This is a genomic window from Oceanobacillus luteolus, from assembly GCF_023715655.1.
In the GTDB taxonomy this organism is placed as follows: Bacteria; Bacillota; Bacilli; order Bacillales; family Amphibacillaceae; genus Oceanobacillus; species Oceanobacillus luteolus.
The window spans coordinates 20,406-37,860 of record NZ_JAMBON010000033.1; the positions used below are offsets into that span (position 1 = coordinate 20,406).

Below are 17,455 nucleotides of genomic sequence, written 5' to 3' on the forward strand. Positions count from 1 at the left end.
GGATAGGGTGTCATCCTAGTCGATGATATACTCATTAATCAAGTGGTAAGTGCGCAACAATAGTTCGTCCATATTTTTGTCCTTCATAAATTTCAGTTCAATGTTGATACCACCTGACAGGGTCAAATTGATTTCCGAATCAAGATCTAATCTGCCTGCCGTCTCGATGGAATAAGTTGAGATATTTTTATATGGAATAGAGTAATATTCCACTTTTTTCCCTGTCAATCCTTGCTTATCAGCAATCAGAATCCTTTTGTCTGTAAAGACGGCAATATCTCTTATCGTCTTCACGCAAAATACAACCTGTTCTTTGCCTGATAAAAATTTTTCCATCTTTTCATTAAGCGGAACTTCATGATAAAAAGTAAATACTTTTTTTGGTGTAAGATCAGTCAATTCAACCCCTCCAGTTTACATCATTCCATTTTTCACTAAAACGGCTTTGATCATTGTATAACTATAATCTTCTGGCAAAGCTTTCTTCAATGGCTTTAGTTTATCTTCATCCAACTCTTCTCGCATTGCGAGTACTTCCGCTTCTTCCTCGGCGTTGAAGAATAGATTCCAATTCATTTCATGTCCTTCTTTATAAGCTTTGAAAAGGTGATTCTCAATCGTCATCGCTGAAAAGTCACGAGCTTCAGCAATTTCCTTTATCGTTTTGCCTTCTTGGAAAAGCTTATAGCTTACAAGGTGGCTCGGCCCATCGTCTTCCGTTCTTTTCTTTCTTGCTACTGGTTTAGCGTTCCCAAAGATAGGTATTCGCTTCGGTACTTTTGGATTGCGTTCACGCCAGTCTTGTATCAATGCCAAGAAGTCTTCACCATATTGCTCGTATTTCACTTCACCGATTCCTTTGATGTCCAACATTTCTTCTTTCGTCTGTGGGAAGTAGCGGCTAAGCTCTTTCAATGTGGCATCAGAGAATAATACATAAGGCGGCACTTGTTTCTCATCGGCAATTTCCTTACGCAGTGCACGCAGCTCGGAGAAAAGATCTTCATGATAATCCGCATCTTCCGTCGTTGGAATAGGCGCCGTAAACATTTCCACTTTGCGCTCACCTTTTAAAACAGGTACGGAATGCTGATTCAACCTGATGATCGGAAAACGTCCTTCTTCAATGGCGAGTAAATTTTCGGCAATTAAAAAGTGGATCATCTCCGTTATTTCCTTTTCCGTATAACGGGAAAGCAGTCCATAGGTGGAAAGCTTTTGAAGTCCGAATTGGATAATCTTCTTATCTCTCGATCCTTTTAATACTTTTGCTGTCAGTGTCACACCGTAGCGTTCTTCCATCCGCTTCACGCATGACAGGATCATTTGTGCCTCTTCGGTTATATCCACCTTTTCCTGAAGTTCGGTACAATTACTGCAACGGTCACAGGTCGTCTTCGTAACCGTATCATCGAAGTACTCGAGAATATGATTTGCGAGACAACTATGGGTGTGACAGTAGTTGATCATGGCTTGCAGTTTACGGTATTCATTTTGTTTTGCTTGATCATCCATTTGCGATTGTTCAATTAAAAATTTCTGCAGCTGGATATCTTGCGGGGAGAACAGCAGTATACAATCACTTGGCTCACCATCACGTCCGGCTCTTCCAGCTTCTTGATAGTAGGACTCAATGTTCATCGGCATCGCATAATGCAGAACGAAACGAACGTTTGATTTATCTATCCCCATCCCGAAGGCGTTTGTTGCAATCATGACATTCACTTCGTCGTGAAGGAAGGCGGCTTGAGCTTCTTTACGTTTCATTTCGGAAAGCCCGGCATGATACTTCGCAACGGAAAAACCACGTGCTTTCACCAATTCATAGAGACTATCCGCCTGTTTCCTCGTAGCTGTATAAATAATTCCTGCTTCATCCCGATGTTCGGTCAAAAAGTTCCGGATATACGTCATTTTGTCTTTACCTTTAACAACGTGGAAAGAAAGGTTTTCCCTGGCAAAGCCGGTATTGACCGTATGTTGGTCATCGACTGCGAGTAAGGATTGGATATCTGCAATAACCTCTTCTGTTGCGGTCGCTGTCAACGCAATGAAAACAGGGATATTCCCGAATTCTTTCAGACGAGGAACAATCGAACGGTAACTTGGTCTGAAATCATGTCCCCATTGGGAAATACAATGTGCCTCATCAAAGGCGACGAGGGAGATATTGATCCGCTTCATCAAGTTCGTAAAACGGAAAGATTCGAACCGCTCTGGCGCAACATAGACAAATTTATAGCGCCCACTAGCAATCTCCTGCATCCGCAAGTCTTGTTCTTCATTGGATAGGGAACTATTTACAAAAGTCGCAGGAATTCCAAGGGACTGAAGCCCATCCACTTGATCCTTCATTAAGGAGATGAGAGGAGAGATGATAATTGCAGTGCCTTGCATGGATAATCCGGGGATTTGATAGATAAGAGATTTACCTCCACCCGTAGGCATGACAGCGAGCGTGTTATGTAAGTTTAAAATATGCGAAATCGCTTCTTGCTGCCCAGGGCGAAATGCTTCATAACCAAAGTAACTTTTTAAAATGTTTTTTTCCTTTACTAGCATCCTTTACGCTCCTTCCATTATGAATAATCCTACCATATTTTTGATAGGTTGTAACGATAGAAAAAGAGTGAAGCATTTGCCTCACTCTTCGCCCAGTTCCTCAAGCTGTTTCCGTACTTCCGCAATCTCTCCTTCTAATCGGATCAATTGCTCTTCTGCTGAAGAAACCCTGCCTTTAACATATTCCAATTTATCCATATCACCTTGAATTCGAACATAATCCGATTTCAACTCATCTAATTTAGCCAAAAGTTTATCACGGTTCATTCACTTTCTCCCCCTTTTAAAAGCCCTACCAACTATTGTAATACGGAACTCGCTTAATTCCTAGGGAAAAAGGTTAGCCTTTTGAATGGCGGTTTAGAGTGTGGCGCTGAAGTTATTTTCCCGTATGGGGTGAAAGTAAATTGTATCGGGAAAATAACTGTTGTTTACTTTCCCGGATGGGCTGGAAATAAATCACTTCGGGAAAATAACTGTTGTTTACTTTCCCGGATGGGCTGGAAATAAATCACTTCGGGAAGATAACTGTTGTTTACTTTCCCGAATGGGCTGGAAATAAATCACTTCGGGAAGATAACTGTTGTTTATTTTCCCGAATGGGCTGGAAGTAATTCGCTTTGGGAGAATAACAGGTGTTTACTTTCCCAAATGGGGTGAAAATAAATCACCATGGGAAAGCATCTGGTGCTTATTTTCCCATATGGGATGACAGTAAATCCATCAGGAAGATACGTGTCATTAAAACAACGCATCTTCCTTATTTCTTTTAGAGTCCACATAAGTTTCATAGAAATGAACAATAATCGTCCGTACCACCGCGTAGAATGGAACTGCGAAAAGGATTCCGAGAAAACCAGCAATGCTTCCCGCGGCAAGAATCACTGTAATGATCGTGAGCGGGTGAAGGTTCAGTGCTTGGCCCATCACATTTGGTGAGATTAAGTTACTTTCAATCTGCTGAGCGACGATCATAATAATCGATATCCATATCAGATTCCACGGATCTTGGATACCTCCAATAATAAGTGCTGGTGTAACAGCGATGAATGGTCCAAGGTAAGGAATGACATTCGTCACCATTCCAAATAACGCTAGAGCTAATGCATAATCTAGTCTGATAATAGAATATCCAATAAATAAAAGTATCCCGACAAAGAAGCTGACAATCAGCTGCCCTTGGATAAAGGCAGTCAGCACGTTATTTATTTTCATTAAAAGGCTGCGGATGTTGGCAGCTTTTTTTGGTTTGAAGAATTTGGTGATGAATGGTATTAATTTCTCACCATCTTTCAGCATGAAGAACAGGAAGAATGGGATTAACACCATTCCAGCTGCAATGCTGAGGACCTGTCCAATTAATCCGCCGAGAAAAGCAAAGATATAGTTGATGATCTCCTCAATATGTGAAGGGATATTATTCACAAAGTCGTTGATTGTTCCGACGACTTGATCGGGGATATAAACATAATTCGTTTCCCAATATTGTATGAACTCTTGGATTACCTTTACCATGGCGGGAATTCCGTTCATGATATTTGTTGTTTGCTCACGTAGTATCGGCCAAATATAGATGATAAATAACGACGCGGCGATTAAGATGATAATGAAGACAAGAATGATCGCGATGATCCGATGAATTTTAAACCGTTCAAAAAAACGCATAAGCGGCCTAGTCAGATAGTAAAGGATACCTGCACCAATAATTGGAAATGCGACAGCTCCAATCAATTGGAAGACAGGGATAAATATAAAATTAGTGGCTGAGACTAATAAAATCAATAGAAATATAAGTATTAGCCCAATTAATATTTCAAAAAATCGTTTGTTTTTCAATTGCATCTCTACTCTCCGTTCCACACAATCGATTGGTGGTTTTATTTTTATTATAATCGATTATAATAGTATATGCTGTTATTATTATTAACCGAAAATGAAAAATTAATTCAAGTTTAATAGAATAAAAGATAATGTCATGATAGTATTTTTATATACATACGAATAGTGGAAGCGCTCATTCGAAGAAAATCCGGTCGTCGTGTTGAATTCTGGTCGACGGAGCCCCGCACTTCGCAAATCTGCACGGACAAACAGTCCATTCATAGAGCCTGATTTTGCCGAAGTTGGACGTGGCTTTTACTTATATACATACTAATAGGGGGAACGAAATGGCTAAAAATTGGGAAGCAGTATACGAGAAATGGCTTAATTTTGAAAACCTGGATGTCAGTCTGAAAGCTGATTTGGAGGCTATTAAGTCAGATCCGAAAAAACTGGAAGATGCGTTTTATCAAGAGCTGACATTCGGAACAGGTGGTATCCGTGGAGTACTTGGACCTGGAACAAACCGTATGAATATTTATACCGTACGTAAAGCGGTGAATGGCCTAGCCAAGCATTTGTTGGAACATGTAGTGAACGCAAAACAGCGTGGAGTGGCAATTGCTTACGATTCACGATATATGTCACAAGAATTTGCGATTGAAGCGGCCAAAGTTCTTGGTTCATACGGTATTCGTGCTTCTGTGTTTTCCTCACTACGGCCGACTCCAGTGCTTTCCTATGCGGTACGCTACTTGAGTGCAGCAGCTGGAATCATGATTACGGCCAGTCATAATCCGCCGGAGTACAATGGGTTGAAGGTCTATAACGAAGAAGGTGGACAAATCCTTTTGGAGGAAGCAGAGCAAATTACTGCGGCCATTCAGGCAACAGGTGATGAACTGCTCGTTCCTGTGCGAGATCAAAAAGAGCTTGAAGATGAACAACTTCTTCGATGGATTGGTGAAGAAGTAGATCGTGCTTATCTCGAACATTTACAAGGCATAACAAAAATGGAACCGTCCGTACTTGAAGAAGAAAAAGATCTAAAGATTGTTTACACACCACTTCATGGAACAGGAACAAATCTTGTATCAAGAGGCTTTGCACAATTGAATTTCCCTCACGTAACGCTTGTTGAAGAACAAACTGTAGCTGACCCGGAATTTTCAACGGTAGAATCACCGAACCCGGAAGAACATCAGGCATTCAAGCTTGCAATCGAATATGGGGAAAAAGTTGATGCCGATATTTTACTTGCGACAGACCCGGATGCAGACCGTCTTGGCGCTGCAGTGAAAAATAAAGATGGGGAATATGTCGTCCTTACTGGAAACCAACTCGGTTCCTTATTATTGGATTACATTCTTTCCCATAGTGATATGAACGTTTACCGCAATGCCCGAATGATCAAAACTGTAGTTACAACTGAGTTCGGCCGTGCAATTGCCGATTCTTATGGAGTAGAAACAATTGAAACGTTAACTGGTTTTAAATATATTGCAGAAAAAATCGCCAACTTCCAATCAACAGGTGAAACTTTCATGTTCGGCTATGAAGAAAGCTATGGCTACCTCGCGAGTGGATTCACGCGTGATAAAGATGCTGTTCAAGCGTCCATGCTCGCAGCAGAAATGGCTTATTATTGGAAGAGTCAAGGGAAATCGGTACTTGATGCTTTAGAAACTTTATTTGAAAAACATGGATATTTCCTTGAAGGATTAACTTCTTTAAAACTTGAAGGAAAAGAAGGTTCGGAGCAAATTGCGTATATCATGGAAGAAATCCGTGAACGTCCAATGAAGGAAATTGCAGGCATGAAAGTGGTGACGGTCGAGAATTATGTCACCAGCGAACGTACGGATGTTGCAACAGGTGATGTTGAAATAATCAACTTACCAAAAGAAAACATGATGAAATTTATCCTCGAGGATCAGGCTTGGGTTTGTTTCCGTCCATCCGGCACAGAACCCAAGATCAAATATTATTACGGTGTTTGCGGTAACAGCAATGAAGATAGCGCAGAAAAATTACAATCAATCAAAGAGGCATTAGATGCAGTGATTGCCGGAATTTTAGAGAAATAATATAGTGAGTTTTAGTCTCATCCTTCATGTCTAGGTTTCCTTGGGCATGGAGGATTTTTTTAATAAAGTTGTTCATGTTGAGAATGATAGAAAGCTGAATTTGCACAGTAACAGTGGTTGTCTTGTCGCGAGAGAGGGGATTTAAAGCTTATAATGAGCAATAGAAAGTTTCTCTTGTCACGAAAGATGGGAAACTAAACTCGAAATGTACGATAGAAGCGTACTCTTGTCATGAAAGACGGGAAAATAAGTTAGAAAAGTACAATAGAATATTCTCTTGTCATGAAAGACGGGAAACCAATCTAGAAACGTACCATAGAAGCGTTCTCTTGTCACGAAAGGCAGGAAACCAAGCCCGAAACGTACTATAGAGCGTCTCTCTTGTCACGAAAGACAGTAAACTAACTTCGAAACATACCATAGAACACTGCTCTCGTCACAAAAGACGGAAAACCAAGCTGAAAACATACAATAGAAACTGTCTCATGTCACGAACATAAGTAATCAGTCTCCAAAAGCACAATAACAATTCACAATGGCATAAAACTATTTTATTTGGGAAAAGTATAATATCTATTAAACATGAAAATATTTTTCCTTGTATTGGTTAGGAAATTGACATTTAGCCGAGAATAGTGTTAAATTAGCTTATAATATTCCTAAAGGGGAGTAGCTGTACAATCTAAGTCGTCATTACGAGATTAACATCTCCGGCTTAATTGGCAACGTACGTTTGTTGTTAGCGAGACCTTTACCACTACAGGTAAAGGTCTCTTTTTATTTTTTTGTGGCCTTTACTGTGTAAAGGCCATTTTTTGTGGTCAATAATAGCAGGAGAAGGAGTGTGTGCCGAATGGGTACGGAATTAATTTTAGAATACTTATGGGTATTGATCGTTCTGATTGGACTAGAAGGTCTATTGGCGGCGGATAATGCTCTTGTCTTAGCCATCATGGTTAGGCATTTACCGGAAAAACAGAGAAAACGGGCACTATTTTATGGACTAGCAGGGGCCTTTGTCCTACGGTTTGGTTCTCTATTTGTTATTTCATTCTTGGTGGAACTATGGTGGATTCAAGCGCTTGGAGCTATCTACTTACTAGGAATTGCAATTAAGAACCTGTATGATCGCTTCAAGAAGAAGGAACCGGATGCTGATGATGTTAATCTGGAGAAAGCACCGCTTAAAGAAGCTTCACCAAAAGAATTTTGGCTGACTGTATTAAAAGTCGAATTTGCCGACCTTGCCTTTGCGGTCGATTCGATTCTTGCAGCTGTAGCCCTAGCCGTTGCATTACCGCCAACTGGCTTGGGAGAGATTGGAAGTTTAGATGCAGGTCAATTTGCAGTCATCTTCGCAGGTGGTATGATTGGGATTATCATAATGCGTTTTGCAGCGAATATTTTTGTGGGACTGCTTGCAAAACGGCCGGGCTTGGAAGTCGCAGCTTTCCTTATTGTTGGTTGGGTAGGTGTGAAACTCGCCGTACTCACGCTTGCACATAAAGATGTTGCCTTAATACCGGAGGCATTCCCACATTCAACTGGCTGGAAGCTGACATTCTATATCGTACTTGTTCTCATTGCCGTCATTGGCTGGTTCTCATCAAAGAATCAAAATGTGGACGAGAAACCATTAGGCTAAACACAAAGAACGATGGAATTTATTCTGTCGTTCTTTTTCTTTTGAGCAAAACACTAAGCATCTGAGAAAATTAGTGCTACAATCTGAGTTGAGGTGATTACTGTGGCAGAACATCATTTTTATTTGAAAGCAGATTGGCCAGGTGGTCGAAATAGTGTCGGTCATATTGATGCAGGGAATTTGAAAGCACAAATTTCCATACCACCGGAAATGGATGGACCGGGAGTTGGAACGAATCCTGATGAAATGTTGCTAGGGGCTGCAGCGACGTGCTATGTTATCACACTTGCAGCAATGATTGAGCGGGCAAATCTCCCGTTGAAAGAAATGTCCCATGATGCGGAGGCCATTGTCGATGTGACAGAAGGGGTATTTACATATAAAAAAATTATCCATAAGCCTACCGTGGTTTTACAGCAATCCGCTTCAGACAAAGATCATCGGAAGCTGAAAGTTCTCGTTGAGAAAGCAGAAAAGAGTTGCATGATTTCCCGCGCGATACAGGGGAATGTTGAGCTCGAACTACAACCGAATTTGAGTTAATGAATGATTCCCTATTGTATGATGGGAATCTTTTCTTTTATAAAACTGTACGCTTTAATTCTTGGTAATTGGGAATATAGTCTATGGATGGTGGGAAGCTAAGCATATTAAAAATATTTAACTAGTATAATATGTTGTTGCACAAAATCGTAATTCATAGTATATTTTATATCGGACTAAATCTATAGGGATTATAGTAAATATAAAATGGGAGGAATAAAAGATGGATAGTGTCTTTATAATTATAAATATTATCGTCTTCTTAGTTGTTATTGGTTTGCTATATACCATGCAAAAAAAACACGTTTCCTTTGCGAAGCGAGTATTTACTGCAATGGGAATCGGAATTGTGCTAGGTGCTATTTTACAAGCTGTTTATGGAGTGGGATCCGATATACTGACAGGTACGTTGGATTGGTATAGTATTGTCGGTAGTGGATATGTACGACTCTTAATGCTCATCGTCGTACCACTCGTCATGGTTTCCATCATCCGTGCGATCATCAATTTGGAGAAAACGAAAGAGCTCGGAAAAATGGCCGGTTGGGTTATTGGAATTCTAATCGGTACAACAATGATTGCAGCTGTCGTCGGTATTGGTTCCGCACTTCTATTCGATTTAAGTGCCGACCAGATTGAAGCCGGTCAAGCTGAAAATGAGCGGGCGGCATCGATCGAAGAACGTTATGCAAGTATTGAGGATCAGACAACACCACAACGAATTTTAGAGTTTATCCCCAATAATATTTTCCTTGATATGACAGGAGAACGTCCAACATCTGTAATCAGTGTGGTTATCTTCTCTCTTATCGCAGGAGTGGCAGTACTTGGGGTCAGAAGAAAACAACCAGAGCAGGCAGAACTGTTTGTAAAAGGTGTCAATGCGATTTATGCCGTCGTCATGCGGATTGTTACGTTGATTCTCCGTTTAACGCCATATGGGGTACTCGCACTCATGATAAATATGGTTGCTAATACAAACTATGCTGGGGTACTGGAGCTTGGTAAATTCGTGCTCGCTTCCTATGCAGCATTAATTACAATGTTCATTATTCACCTACTCCTCGTGGGCGGGTTTGGATTGAACCCAGTAACATATGTGAAAAAAGCATTCCCGGCACTTGCATTTGCTTTCACTTCACGTTCTAGTGCGGGAACGATTCCAATCAATATCCAAGCGCAGAAAAATGGTCTTGGAGTTGATGACGGAACAGCGAATATTTCCGCGTCATTCGGTGCAACGATGGGGCAAAATGGCTGTGCTGGAATTTACCCAGTAATGCTTGCCGTTATGATTGCGCCAACGGTAGGTATTAATCCATTAGCATTGGATTTCTTAATTCCATTAATCCTCATTACTGCAATCAGTTCATTTGGTGTAGCAGGAGTTGGTGGCGGTGCAACATTTGCAGCGATTATCGTCCTTTCATCCATGGGTCTTCCAGTAGGTCTAGCTGGATTGTTGATCTCTGTAGAAGCACTTATTGATATGGGACGTACAGCGCTTAACGTAAATGGTTCTATGGTTGCCGGAACACTGACATCCAAAATTCTTGGCGGTCACGATGCAGATAAATTCAACGATAAAAACTCAGTAGCTGACCAAGCGACTGTTTAGCACAAAAGCGTAAGCGCCCGTTTAGCGCTCCGCAACTTGAGTTATTGAAACAAAACCAAAACCGCCTTACAAACTAAGGCGGTTTTTGATTGCAATTATTTTACATGATCGGCAAACTTGTCATCTGTTTTACAAAATCCTAACAAAAGGATGAAGTTCTTGCATCATCCACATTTATTCCACATTGTCAGGGTACAATTAAATTATCGATTGCTAGCTGACTATGATATTAAACAGAAGGATGGAGAGCAATGGAAAGAAATGCGTATTTTGATAATGCGAGAGTAGTTTTGATTTTTCTAGTTGTGTTCGGTCATATTATTCAACCATTCATTACAGAATCCACAGGAATGAACACGTTATATATGTGGATCTATATGTTTCATATGCCGGCATTTATTTTAGTATCAGGATTTTTCGCCAAGGGAGCTGGGGACAGCGGGTATATATGGAACCTTGTGAAAAAGCTGATCATGCCATATCTTATATTCCAGATCATTTACACGGGTTATTATTTTCTGATAGGAAAACCTGACTGGCAGGCTGGATTATTTTATCCTCACTGGTCCCTATGGTTTTTATTCAGTTTATTTGGCTGGCATATCTTATTGATTTTCTTCAAAAAGCTAAAGCCGGGTTACAGTATTGGTTTAGCTTTATTGATAGGTATTGGTGTCGGCTACTTCAGTGAAATTGGCCATACGTTTAGTCTGTCAAGGACGTTCGTATTTTTCCCGTTCTTCCTCATTGGCTATTGGCTGACGGAAAAGCAGCTGATGCTTGTGAAAAGGAACATCGTGAAACGCGTAGGTTTAATAGTGATGGCAGTTTTCGCACTATTAATCTATTATCTGCCAGAAATCAATACAGGCTGGCTGTTGGCATCTAAATCGTATGGGGATTTAGGCGTCGAATGGTATGGAGGTTTCGTACGCTTGCTTGTGTATGGATTATCCAGTCTTATGGTAATCAGTATCCTTGCGTGGATTCCTTCCTCGAACATCAAAGGAGTCACTTATCTTGGAGCCAGAACACTTTATGTGTATTTATTACACGGATTCTTTATCCAATACTTCCGCCAGGCAGAGTTATTTACGGTTGATGGTTTTCTGGATGTGATCGGACTTGCGGCGATTTCAGCAGGCCTAGTCTATCTACTATCTTCCAAGCCTGTCTTGGGGATTTCTCAACCGCTCATCGAAGGAAGAGCGACTTTACTGAAGCGAAAATTAGAGCAGTGGACTTAAGATCCCTGCTCTTTTTTGCCTAAAAGCCCAAATCCAGCTGAGAATGGCCCAAGTTCACATAAAAATTGCCGTGGAATAAGCCCCAAGTTCATAATGGAGATGATTACTAAATGGAACAAACACCGCTCCATTTTCAGGAATCATGAATAACATAAAAAAACCAGGATGTCCAAAGGAAACTGCCTTTGTATGTCCTGGTTTTCCGTGTTTAAAATAAGAAATGTGCAATTAAAGTGATGATTGGTAACGTAATGATCGTACGTAATAAGAAAATGAAAACCAAATCAAGGAAGGTAACTGGGATTTTCGACCCTAACAGTAATCCTCCGACTTCTGACAAGTAAATCAATTGAGTGACAGATAATGCTGCGATAATGAATCGTGTCATTTCAGATTCAATGCCAGAACCGATGATTGCTGGCAGGAACATATCAGCAAAACCAATTAATATCGTTTCAGATGCTTCTTTTGCATATGGTACTTGCATCAGTTCTAGCAATGGAATAAATGGTGCTCCAATCCAGCTGAAAAATGGTGTGTATTCTGCAATAATTAGAGCGATTAATCCGAAAGCCATAACGACTGGAGCAACACCCATCCACATATCTAATATATTTTGAAAGCCTTCTTTAAAGAATTTAAATACATTCGTTTCTGTTTTTGAACGTTCCAACGCGTTTTTCAATCCAAAGGTAACTGAATTATATCCTTGAGGGATAGATTCATCGATGGGCTCAGTGCTCTCATTGATATAGTCGTCTTTTTTGCGTGAAAGTGGTGGTATTCTTGGCATAATGATCGCTGCAACGAATCCAGCAAATACAATCGTCAAATAATAAGGGACAAACATATGCTGCAGACCAACTTCTGCTAAAACAACTAAAGAAAATGTAATCGATACAATCGAGAATGTAGTACCAATTACGGTAGCTTCCCGTTTCGTGTAAAAACCTTCTTCATACTGTTTACTTGTGAGTAGTACCCCAATTGTTCCATCACCGACCCAAGATGCAAGTGCATCAATGGAAGAGCGACCTGGAAGTCTGAATAATGGGCGCATCACTTTTGTCATCAATGCTCCAAAGAACTCCAATAAACCGAAGTTCGTGAGGAGCGGTAAAAATAAACCGGCGAACAGGAACACTGTGAATAATGTATGCAATAATCCATGCAATAACGTTCCACCCGTATCACCGCTGTAAAACATCTCATGGCCAAGCTCAAAGTAAACCATGATTGCAAAAACTGCGGCTACTACACGGGTAATTGTCCAGAACAGGGAAGTTGTGAACAATCCTTGGAAGAAAGGAGTTTTCGCATAGGCTTTTCCTTTCGTCGCAAATCCAAGTAGAGTTAAGATTGCTGTAATGACGATGATCAGCATCATGATGAGCGACAAATAAGGAGCTAGCCCATCTTCTACAAGCCCTGCTAAAAATGCAATTGGAATGGTTGTACCATCAGCGACCGAAATAGGCGTAATAAATAGTAGAATTCCAATTATAGATGGGATAATAAATAATAAATAGTTCTTTAATGTATATTCTTTTAACATGATTAAATCCTCCAATATTCAACGTACTGCATAATTATACAGCCGTCCGGAAAAACATGCAATAGGTTATCTTATTTTCCATTAATTCTCACTTCTTGACTTTAAGATTTGTTTATGTGAATAGGATAAGATAAGGTGAAATTAGGGAAGATGTAAGTAGAGGTGGTCCATTTGCGCAAACTGTTTAAGTATAATTTTCTATATCGCTACTTAGTTATCGTCTCACTAACGCTTAAATTTATTTTTAGAATTTACCTTTTCTTATTTATTCATTCAGTTTGGGATGAACAAACGAATGAAAAGTGGAACATACTCCTTGCAAAATTGGCAAGAGATTATCGGAAAAAAGCCGAACGACTTGGTGGTGTGTTGATCAAAGTCGGGCAATTTTTAAGTACGAGAAAAGACTTTCTTCCTGATGTCTTCATTGAAGAGTTGAGTGAATTGGTCGATCACGTCCCGCCGATGCCTTTTGAATATGCGGAAAAAATTCTCCAGGAAGACTGGGGAGAAAATATTTATGAACATGTGAATTATATTAAAAAAGAATCCGTCGCCTCTGCTTCCATCGGGGAAGTATATTATGGAGTTTTGAACAATGGCAATGAAGTCGCGATCAAAGTAAGGCGCCACCGTATTGAAGAAATTTTCCATAAAGACTTTGTCGCCATGCGGATGGTATTTTGGATCCTCAAAGTGTTTACCACCTTCGGGAAAAAAGCTGATTTAAAAGCACTTTATAACGAGCTTGTCACAGTGATGGAGCGGGAGCTTGATTACAAAAAGGAAGTGGAGTTTGGCAAGTACTTTAAAGAACGTTATGCCGATATGGAAAACATTCATATCCCTGAATTTTATGAAGAATACTCTACCAAACGTGTGATTGTGATGGAGTGGATTCATGGGGAAAAGATTACGAATGCAGCATTTTATCGGGAGCACCGGCTGAACAGGCAAGTCATCTCGAAAGCGCTATTTGATTTTTATGTGGACCAATTTTTAAATCCTGGTAAATTCCATGCCGATCCGCATGCAGGTAATATTCTTTTGCAACAGGATGGAACAGTTGCCATCATCGATTTCGGGATGGTTGGAGAAATTAAGAAACAAGATACGGAATACTTCAAGCTGCTCGTTCAAGGATTCATCATAGATAATTACGATATTGTCGTCGATGCTTTAGATAAAATGAACTTCCTTCTCCCGAATGCAGACAAGAAAAAAATTAAAGAAGTCATGCGTGATGCTGTAGAGTTATACTCGGATGGGTCGTTAAAGAATTTAAACAGCCAAACGATCAACCAGTTATTTGATGAAGTGACGGAAATGGTGCAAGAACAGCCGATTCAGCTTCCGGCGGACTATGCGTATCTACTTCGTGCCATATCCATCGTCGTTGGCATCCTCTTTGCGATAAATCCTGATATAGATATCGTGAAATGGGGTAAAGATAGAATAAGGGATTGGTTTGGAAAGTCGAGTATTATCGAATCGGTGGCGAAACAGTACGTGAAGAATGCAACCGACCCACTCCTTTCTTATCCAAGGGCCCTGTTGAATTTTCTTGAAAGCGGGGAGCGCGACCGGGTATGGGATAAGGAAAAGTTCCATATTAAAATGAAACACCAATACTATCTACTGCTTGAGACATTTTCTTTTATAATGGTAGTATTAGGGATAATAATTGGTATTTATAGTTTCTCTATGGATGTAGTCTTTATCCGTTACTTCGGTTGGAGTATCGCCGGTATTTTTTTCATTTTATTGAATATCTTATTATTGTTCCATCGTAGAATGATTAAGAGTAAAAAATCAAAAACGTAAGCGACATGGGGTTTAGCATAACAGGTTATAACCTATTTCTTATAAAAGGGGGTGTAAATGATGAGTGATTACTTAAGGAAAGGTTTCTTGCTTGGGTTAGGTGCTGCACTTGCCGGCAAGGAAAAATTAGAAAAAAAGTTGGATGAACTTGTTTCAAAAAATGAAATTTCTAAAGATGAAGCTAAACAGATGATGAATGAATTCATTAATAAAGGCGAGAAGAAAACCGAAGAATGGACAATGAAATCAGAAGAACAAAAACGTAAAGCAGCGGAAGAGCTTGGCCTGGCAACGAAAGAAGACATTGCATCTCTTCATGCGCGTATAACCGATTTAGAGTCAAGGCTAGGTAATAATGAGTAGATTATAGGAGAACTGGATGAATCGTCATTCAGTTCTCTTTTTTCAGAAAAGTTCTTGAAAAAGCAAAAGATGTGCTCTATAATATACATAATGATGGAACCTTGTGGTAGAGGGGGTAGTAAAGCTTGAAAGATTATGAGAAATTTTGCTTGGAAACGGCAGAAAAACTTGGCAGAACGCTGGAGCAAAAGGAACTGGATTTTTTATGCTGGCTTTACAATCGTCATGTGGAAGAACAAAAAACAAAGGAAACCCTCAATATAAATATTTCAATACGGCAGCAGCACTAGTAATATACTAGGGCTTTTTTTTGTGTAAAAATATGTGCGTGATATAATTATAGTAACCTATAATCGGGAGTGAAATAAATCATGCAGAATGAAACGATTTTAAATAAAATGCAGAAAGAACTACATTCAGCAAAAGCAGCTGAACATGATCGAAAAGCTTTTCTGCAGCATATTAATCATATCAAATTGTTATGTGAACTGTTTCTTGAGGAAGATTCGAAGCCTGCACCTTCAGCAGAAAGTGCACACACTTCTTTTACAGAACAGGAAATAAAAGCGATGCTCGGAGAAAAGAAGAGTAGCGTAATAGAGACAAAACCGTCCCCCACCATCAATCATGATGGAGCAAATGGCGATTCAATTTTTGACTTTTAAAGGAGACAGAGAGATGAAAATATTATTATTAGCGGGAGTTATCAACGGATTTTTGGCAGTTGCTTTAGGAGCCTTTGGGGCTCACGGATTGGAAGGGAAGTTGACTGAAAAGCAACTAGACACATGGGGAAAAGCTGTTGACTATCAAATGTTCCATACCGCAGCAATTCTTGCGGTTGGATTGTTGATGACAAAATTCCAGGCGGCAAGTCTGACGTGGGCAGGTTGGCTGTTCCTTGCCGGCATTATCATTTTTTCAGGAAGTTTGTATATCTATTCCACCACAGCAATCCGGACGTTTGCGATGATTACTCCAATCGGTGGAGTGTGTTTCCTGATCGGCTGGGTTCTGCTCGGTACAGCAATTGTTAAATACTTATAAATGAAAAATGAATATAGTCGTCAGAATAACGATCAAGGCTGCGCGGACTAATTGCTTGATGCCTTGCATGTTGCGATAAGTAGTAAATTGATGACTATATGCGTCACAAGCTAAACTAAGAGCAAGCATATAAAGTGAAAAAAAAAGAAAGAAAAGGGAACCATTAAAAAGGGAAATGAAGCCAAGCACAATCGACAATCCTAACGTAATGAGCTCAAGCTGTAAAATCCTTTCATAGGTATGCCGCACAAGGTTCGCCCCCTTTATAGGATGAAAGGATGGCAAATGGATAAATTGCCATCCTTTTTTCTATTAAACAGTGTCTATCTCGGTGGAAATTGAGAGAATTGCTGGCTGGATTGTCCGAAAGGCAAGTTGTAATTAATTTCTTCATTGAACGTGACATAATCCAAATAAACCATCAATAGTAGTACGCGACGACCTGTTCCTTCCTCACTTAAGATAATATGGTCTCTTCCCGCAGCTTCAATAACCCCAGTGAATGACCGGCTATTATTTCCTTCAAAGGTCATATAAACAGTTGCCGTTTTACCAAGATTCAAGCGTAAAATATTTTCAATATAAGATTGCTCTAGCGGCAGCATACCTTGACCTCTAGCAGTTTGTTGTTGCTGCTGTTGCTGTTGTGCCATAGGTGTCATTTGTCTGAAAGGGTATGTTGGATAATAGGAGTAGAATGGTTGTGGATAATATGTGCTTTGCTGTTGCTGATGACCATAAAAACTTTGCTGCTCTTGATTCACATCTTTTTCCTCACTCACATGTAAAACCTCCTCGTCTTTACAAAAGAATACAATACGGTAGACTGTTGGCCAGTGTGCAACTAGCCATACTAAACGCCGTTTAATCCTGAAGCAAGCAATCAGAAACAAGGTTATTTTCCATTTATCATGCTTGCCAGTTGGACTTTACTCTTCAGATGTATCATTCACTAATTATATGTATGTCATTTGGGCGAAATGATGACAAAAAACCTTCCATCTTTTCATTTAAGATTAGACTAACACAATAAAATGAGACAATAAAAAACACCTTCGAAATGGTATAATCAAACCAATACTAATTCGGAGGTGTTTTTGCGTGGGCAAAAACGTTTATTCTAGTGAAGTTAAATGGGCGGTT

Annotated in this window: 17 protein-coding genes; 10 read left to right on the forward strand and 7 right to left on the reverse strand. The window is 39.9% G+C overall.

What is annotated here, in order from left to right; genetic code table 11:
- Positions 1–15: 15 nt before the first annotated feature.
- The 4 genes from M3210_RS15535 to M3210_RS15550 all read right to left on the reverse strand — a co-directional run bounded on the left by M3210_RS15535 (position 16) and on the right by M3210_RS15550 (position 4,404).
- Positions 16–336, reverse strand: a complete 321-nt coding sequence (locus M3210_RS15535) for a PH domain-containing protein (RefSeq protein ID WP_379595768.1) — start codon at positions 334–336, stop codon at positions 16–18.
- Positions 337–414: 78 nt separating this feature from the next.
- Entirely contained in the window at positions 415–2,562 is a 2,148-nt protein-coding gene (gene recQ, locus M3210_RS15540) for a DNA helicase RecQ (RefSeq protein ID WP_251516173.1), read from the reverse strand.
- An 81-nt stretch (positions 2,563–2,643) separates the two neighbouring features.
- Entirely contained in the window at positions 2,644–2,829 is a 186-nt protein-coding gene (locus M3210_RS15545) for an SE1832 family protein (RefSeq protein ID WP_251516174.1), read from the reverse strand.
- A 474-nt stretch (positions 2,830–3,303) separates the two neighbouring features.
- Entirely contained in the window at positions 3,304–4,404 is a 1,101-nt protein-coding gene (locus tag M3210_RS15550; protein ID WP_349774371.1) for an AI-2E family transporter, read from the reverse strand.
- A gap of 326 nt (positions 4,405–4,730) precedes the next feature.
- On the opposite strand from M3210_RS15550, the gene M3210_RS15555 reads away from it, so the two are divergent.
- The 5 genes from M3210_RS15555 to M3210_RS15575 all read left to right on the forward strand — a co-directional run bounded on the left by M3210_RS15555 (position 4,731) and on the right by M3210_RS15575 (position 11,523).
- On the forward strand, positions 4,731–6,470 hold the full coding sequence (locus tag M3210_RS15555) for a phospho-sugar mutase (RefSeq protein WP_251516176.1): 1,740 nt from the start codon (positions 4,731–4,733) through the stop codon (positions 6,468–6,470).
- Positions 6,471–7,323: 853 nt separating this feature from the next.
- Positions 7,324–8,115: a TerC family protein gene (locus M3210_RS15560; RefSeq protein WP_251516178.1), complete on the forward strand. Its 792-nt coding sequence runs from the start codon at positions 7,324–7,326 to the stop codon at positions 8,113–8,115.
- A 102-nt stretch (positions 8,116–8,217) separates the two neighbouring features.
- A complete protein-coding gene (locus M3210_RS15565) occupies positions 8,218–8,658 on the forward strand; it encodes an OsmC family protein (protein WP_251516180.1) in 441 nt (146 codons plus the stop codon).
- 223 nt (positions 8,659–8,881) lie between these two features.
- A complete protein-coding gene (locus tag M3210_RS15570) occupies positions 8,882–10,276 on the forward strand; it encodes an L-cystine transporter (protein WP_251516182.1) in 1,395 nt (464 codons plus the stop codon).
- A 251-nt stretch (positions 10,277–10,527) separates the two neighbouring features.
- Positions 10,528–11,523 (forward strand): acyltransferase family protein, encoded by a 996-nt coding sequence (locus M3210_RS15575; RefSeq protein WP_251516184.1) that lies wholly within the window; start codon positions 10,528–10,530, stop codon positions 11,521–11,523.
- Between the two features lie 208 nt (positions 11,524–11,731).
- Here the strand turns inward: M3210_RS15575 and M3210_RS15580 are convergent, their stop codons facing one another.
- Positions 11,732–13,078, reverse strand: coding sequence for a YjiH family protein (locus M3210_RS15580; protein ID WP_251516187.1), 1,347 nt, complete (start codon positions 13,076–13,078; stop codon positions 11,732–11,734).
- A 171-nt stretch (positions 13,079–13,249) separates the two neighbouring features.
- Here M3210_RS15580 and M3210_RS15585 point away from each other — a divergent pair, with 171 nt between their 5' ends.
- The 5 genes from M3210_RS15585 to M3210_RS15605 all read left to right on the forward strand — a co-directional run bounded on the left by M3210_RS15585 (position 13,250) and on the right by M3210_RS15605 (position 16,312).
- A complete protein-coding gene (locus tag M3210_RS15585) occupies positions 13,250–14,902 on the forward strand; it encodes an ABC1 kinase family protein (RefSeq protein WP_251516189.1) in 1,653 nt (550 codons plus the stop codon).
- Between the two features lie 60 nt (positions 14,903–14,962).
- Positions 14,963–15,265: a phasin family protein gene (locus M3210_RS15590; protein WP_251516191.1), complete on the forward strand. Its 303-nt coding sequence runs from the start codon at positions 14,963–14,965 to the stop codon at positions 15,263–15,265.
- 125 nt (positions 15,266–15,390) lie between these two features.
- A complete protein-coding gene (locus M3210_RS15595) occupies positions 15,391–15,555 on the forward strand; it encodes a hypothetical protein (RefSeq protein WP_251516193.1) in 165 nt (54 codons plus the stop codon).
- 81 nt (positions 15,556–15,636) lie between these two features.
- The gene (locus M3210_RS15600) at positions 15,637–15,930 is read left to right on the forward strand and encodes a YwdI family protein (RefSeq protein WP_251516194.1); all 294 of its coding nucleotides are present in this window, start codon (positions 15,637–15,639) and stop codon (positions 15,928–15,930) included.
- 13 nt (positions 15,931–15,943) lie between these two features.
- Positions 15,944–16,312 carry a DUF423 domain-containing protein gene (locus M3210_RS15605; protein WP_251516196.1) on the forward strand — a complete coding sequence of 123 codons (369 nt, stop codon included), beginning with the start codon at positions 15,944–15,946 and terminating at the stop codon, positions 16,310–16,312.
- Here the strand turns inward: M3210_RS15605 and M3210_RS15610 are convergent.
- Positions 16,307–16,561, reverse strand: coding sequence for a hypothetical protein (locus M3210_RS15610; protein WP_251516198.1), 255 nt, complete (start codon positions 16,559–16,561; stop codon positions 16,307–16,309). The two genes, M3210_RS15605 and M3210_RS15610, sit on opposite strands and share 6 nt — an antisense overlap.
- A 74-nt stretch (positions 16,562–16,635) precedes the next feature.
- Complete coding sequence (gene gerQ, locus M3210_RS15615; protein WP_251516201.1) at positions 16,636–17,094, reverse strand: spore coat protein GerQ; 459 nt, start codon at positions 17,092–17,094, stop codon at positions 16,636–16,638.
- Positions 17,095–17,455 lie beyond the last annotated feature (361 nt).

What these genes read in the sequence shown, in the direction of transcription:
- M3210_RS15535 (WP_379595768.1), bottom strand. Translation starts at nt 336, where the DNA reads ATGGAAAAATTTTTATCAGGCAAAGAACAGGTTGTATTTTGCGTGAAG.
- M3210_RS15560 (WP_251516178.1), top strand. Translation starts at nt 7,324, where the DNA reads ATGGGTACGGAATTAATTTTAGAATACTTATGGGTATTGATCGTTCTG.
- M3210_RS15600 (WP_251516194.1), top strand. Translation starts at nt 15,637, where the DNA reads ATGCAGAATGAAACGATTTTAAATAAAATGCAGAAAGAACTACATTCA.
- M3210_RS15555 (WP_251516176.1), top strand. Translation starts at nt 4,731, where the DNA reads ATGGCTAAAAATTGGGAAGCAGTATACGAGAAATGGCTTAATTTTGAA.
- M3210_RS15545 (WP_251516174.1), bottom strand. Translation starts at nt 2,829, where the DNA reads ATGAACCGTGATAAACTTTTGGCTAAATTAGATGAGTTGAAATCGGAT.
- M3210_RS15550 (WP_349774371.1), bottom strand. Translation starts at nt 4,404, where the DNA reads ATGCAATTGAAAAACAAACGATTTTTTGAAATATTAATTGGGCTAATA.
- recQ (WP_251516173.1), bottom strand. Translation starts at nt 2,562, where the DNA reads ATGCTAGTAAAGGAAAAAAACATTTTAAAAAGTTACTTTGGTTATGAA.
- M3210_RS15605 (WP_251516196.1), top strand. Translation starts at nt 15,944, where the DNA reads ATGAAAATATTATTATTAGCGGGAGTTATCAACGGATTTTTGGCAGTT.
- M3210_RS15570 (WP_251516182.1), top strand. Translation starts at nt 8,882, where the DNA reads ATGGATAGTGTCTTTATAATTATAAATATTATCGTCTTCTTAGTTGTT.
- M3210_RS15590 (WP_251516191.1), top strand. Translation starts at nt 14,963, where the DNA reads ATGAGTGATTACTTAAGGAAAGGTTTCTTGCTTGGGTTAGGTGCTGCA.
- M3210_RS15580 (WP_251516187.1), bottom strand. Translation starts at nt 13,078, where the DNA reads ATGTTAAAAGAATATACATTAAAGAACTATTTATTATTTATTATCCCA.
- M3210_RS15575 (WP_251516184.1), top strand. Translation starts at nt 10,528, where the DNA reads ATGGAAAGAAATGCGTATTTTGATAATGCGAGAGTAGTTTTGATTTTT.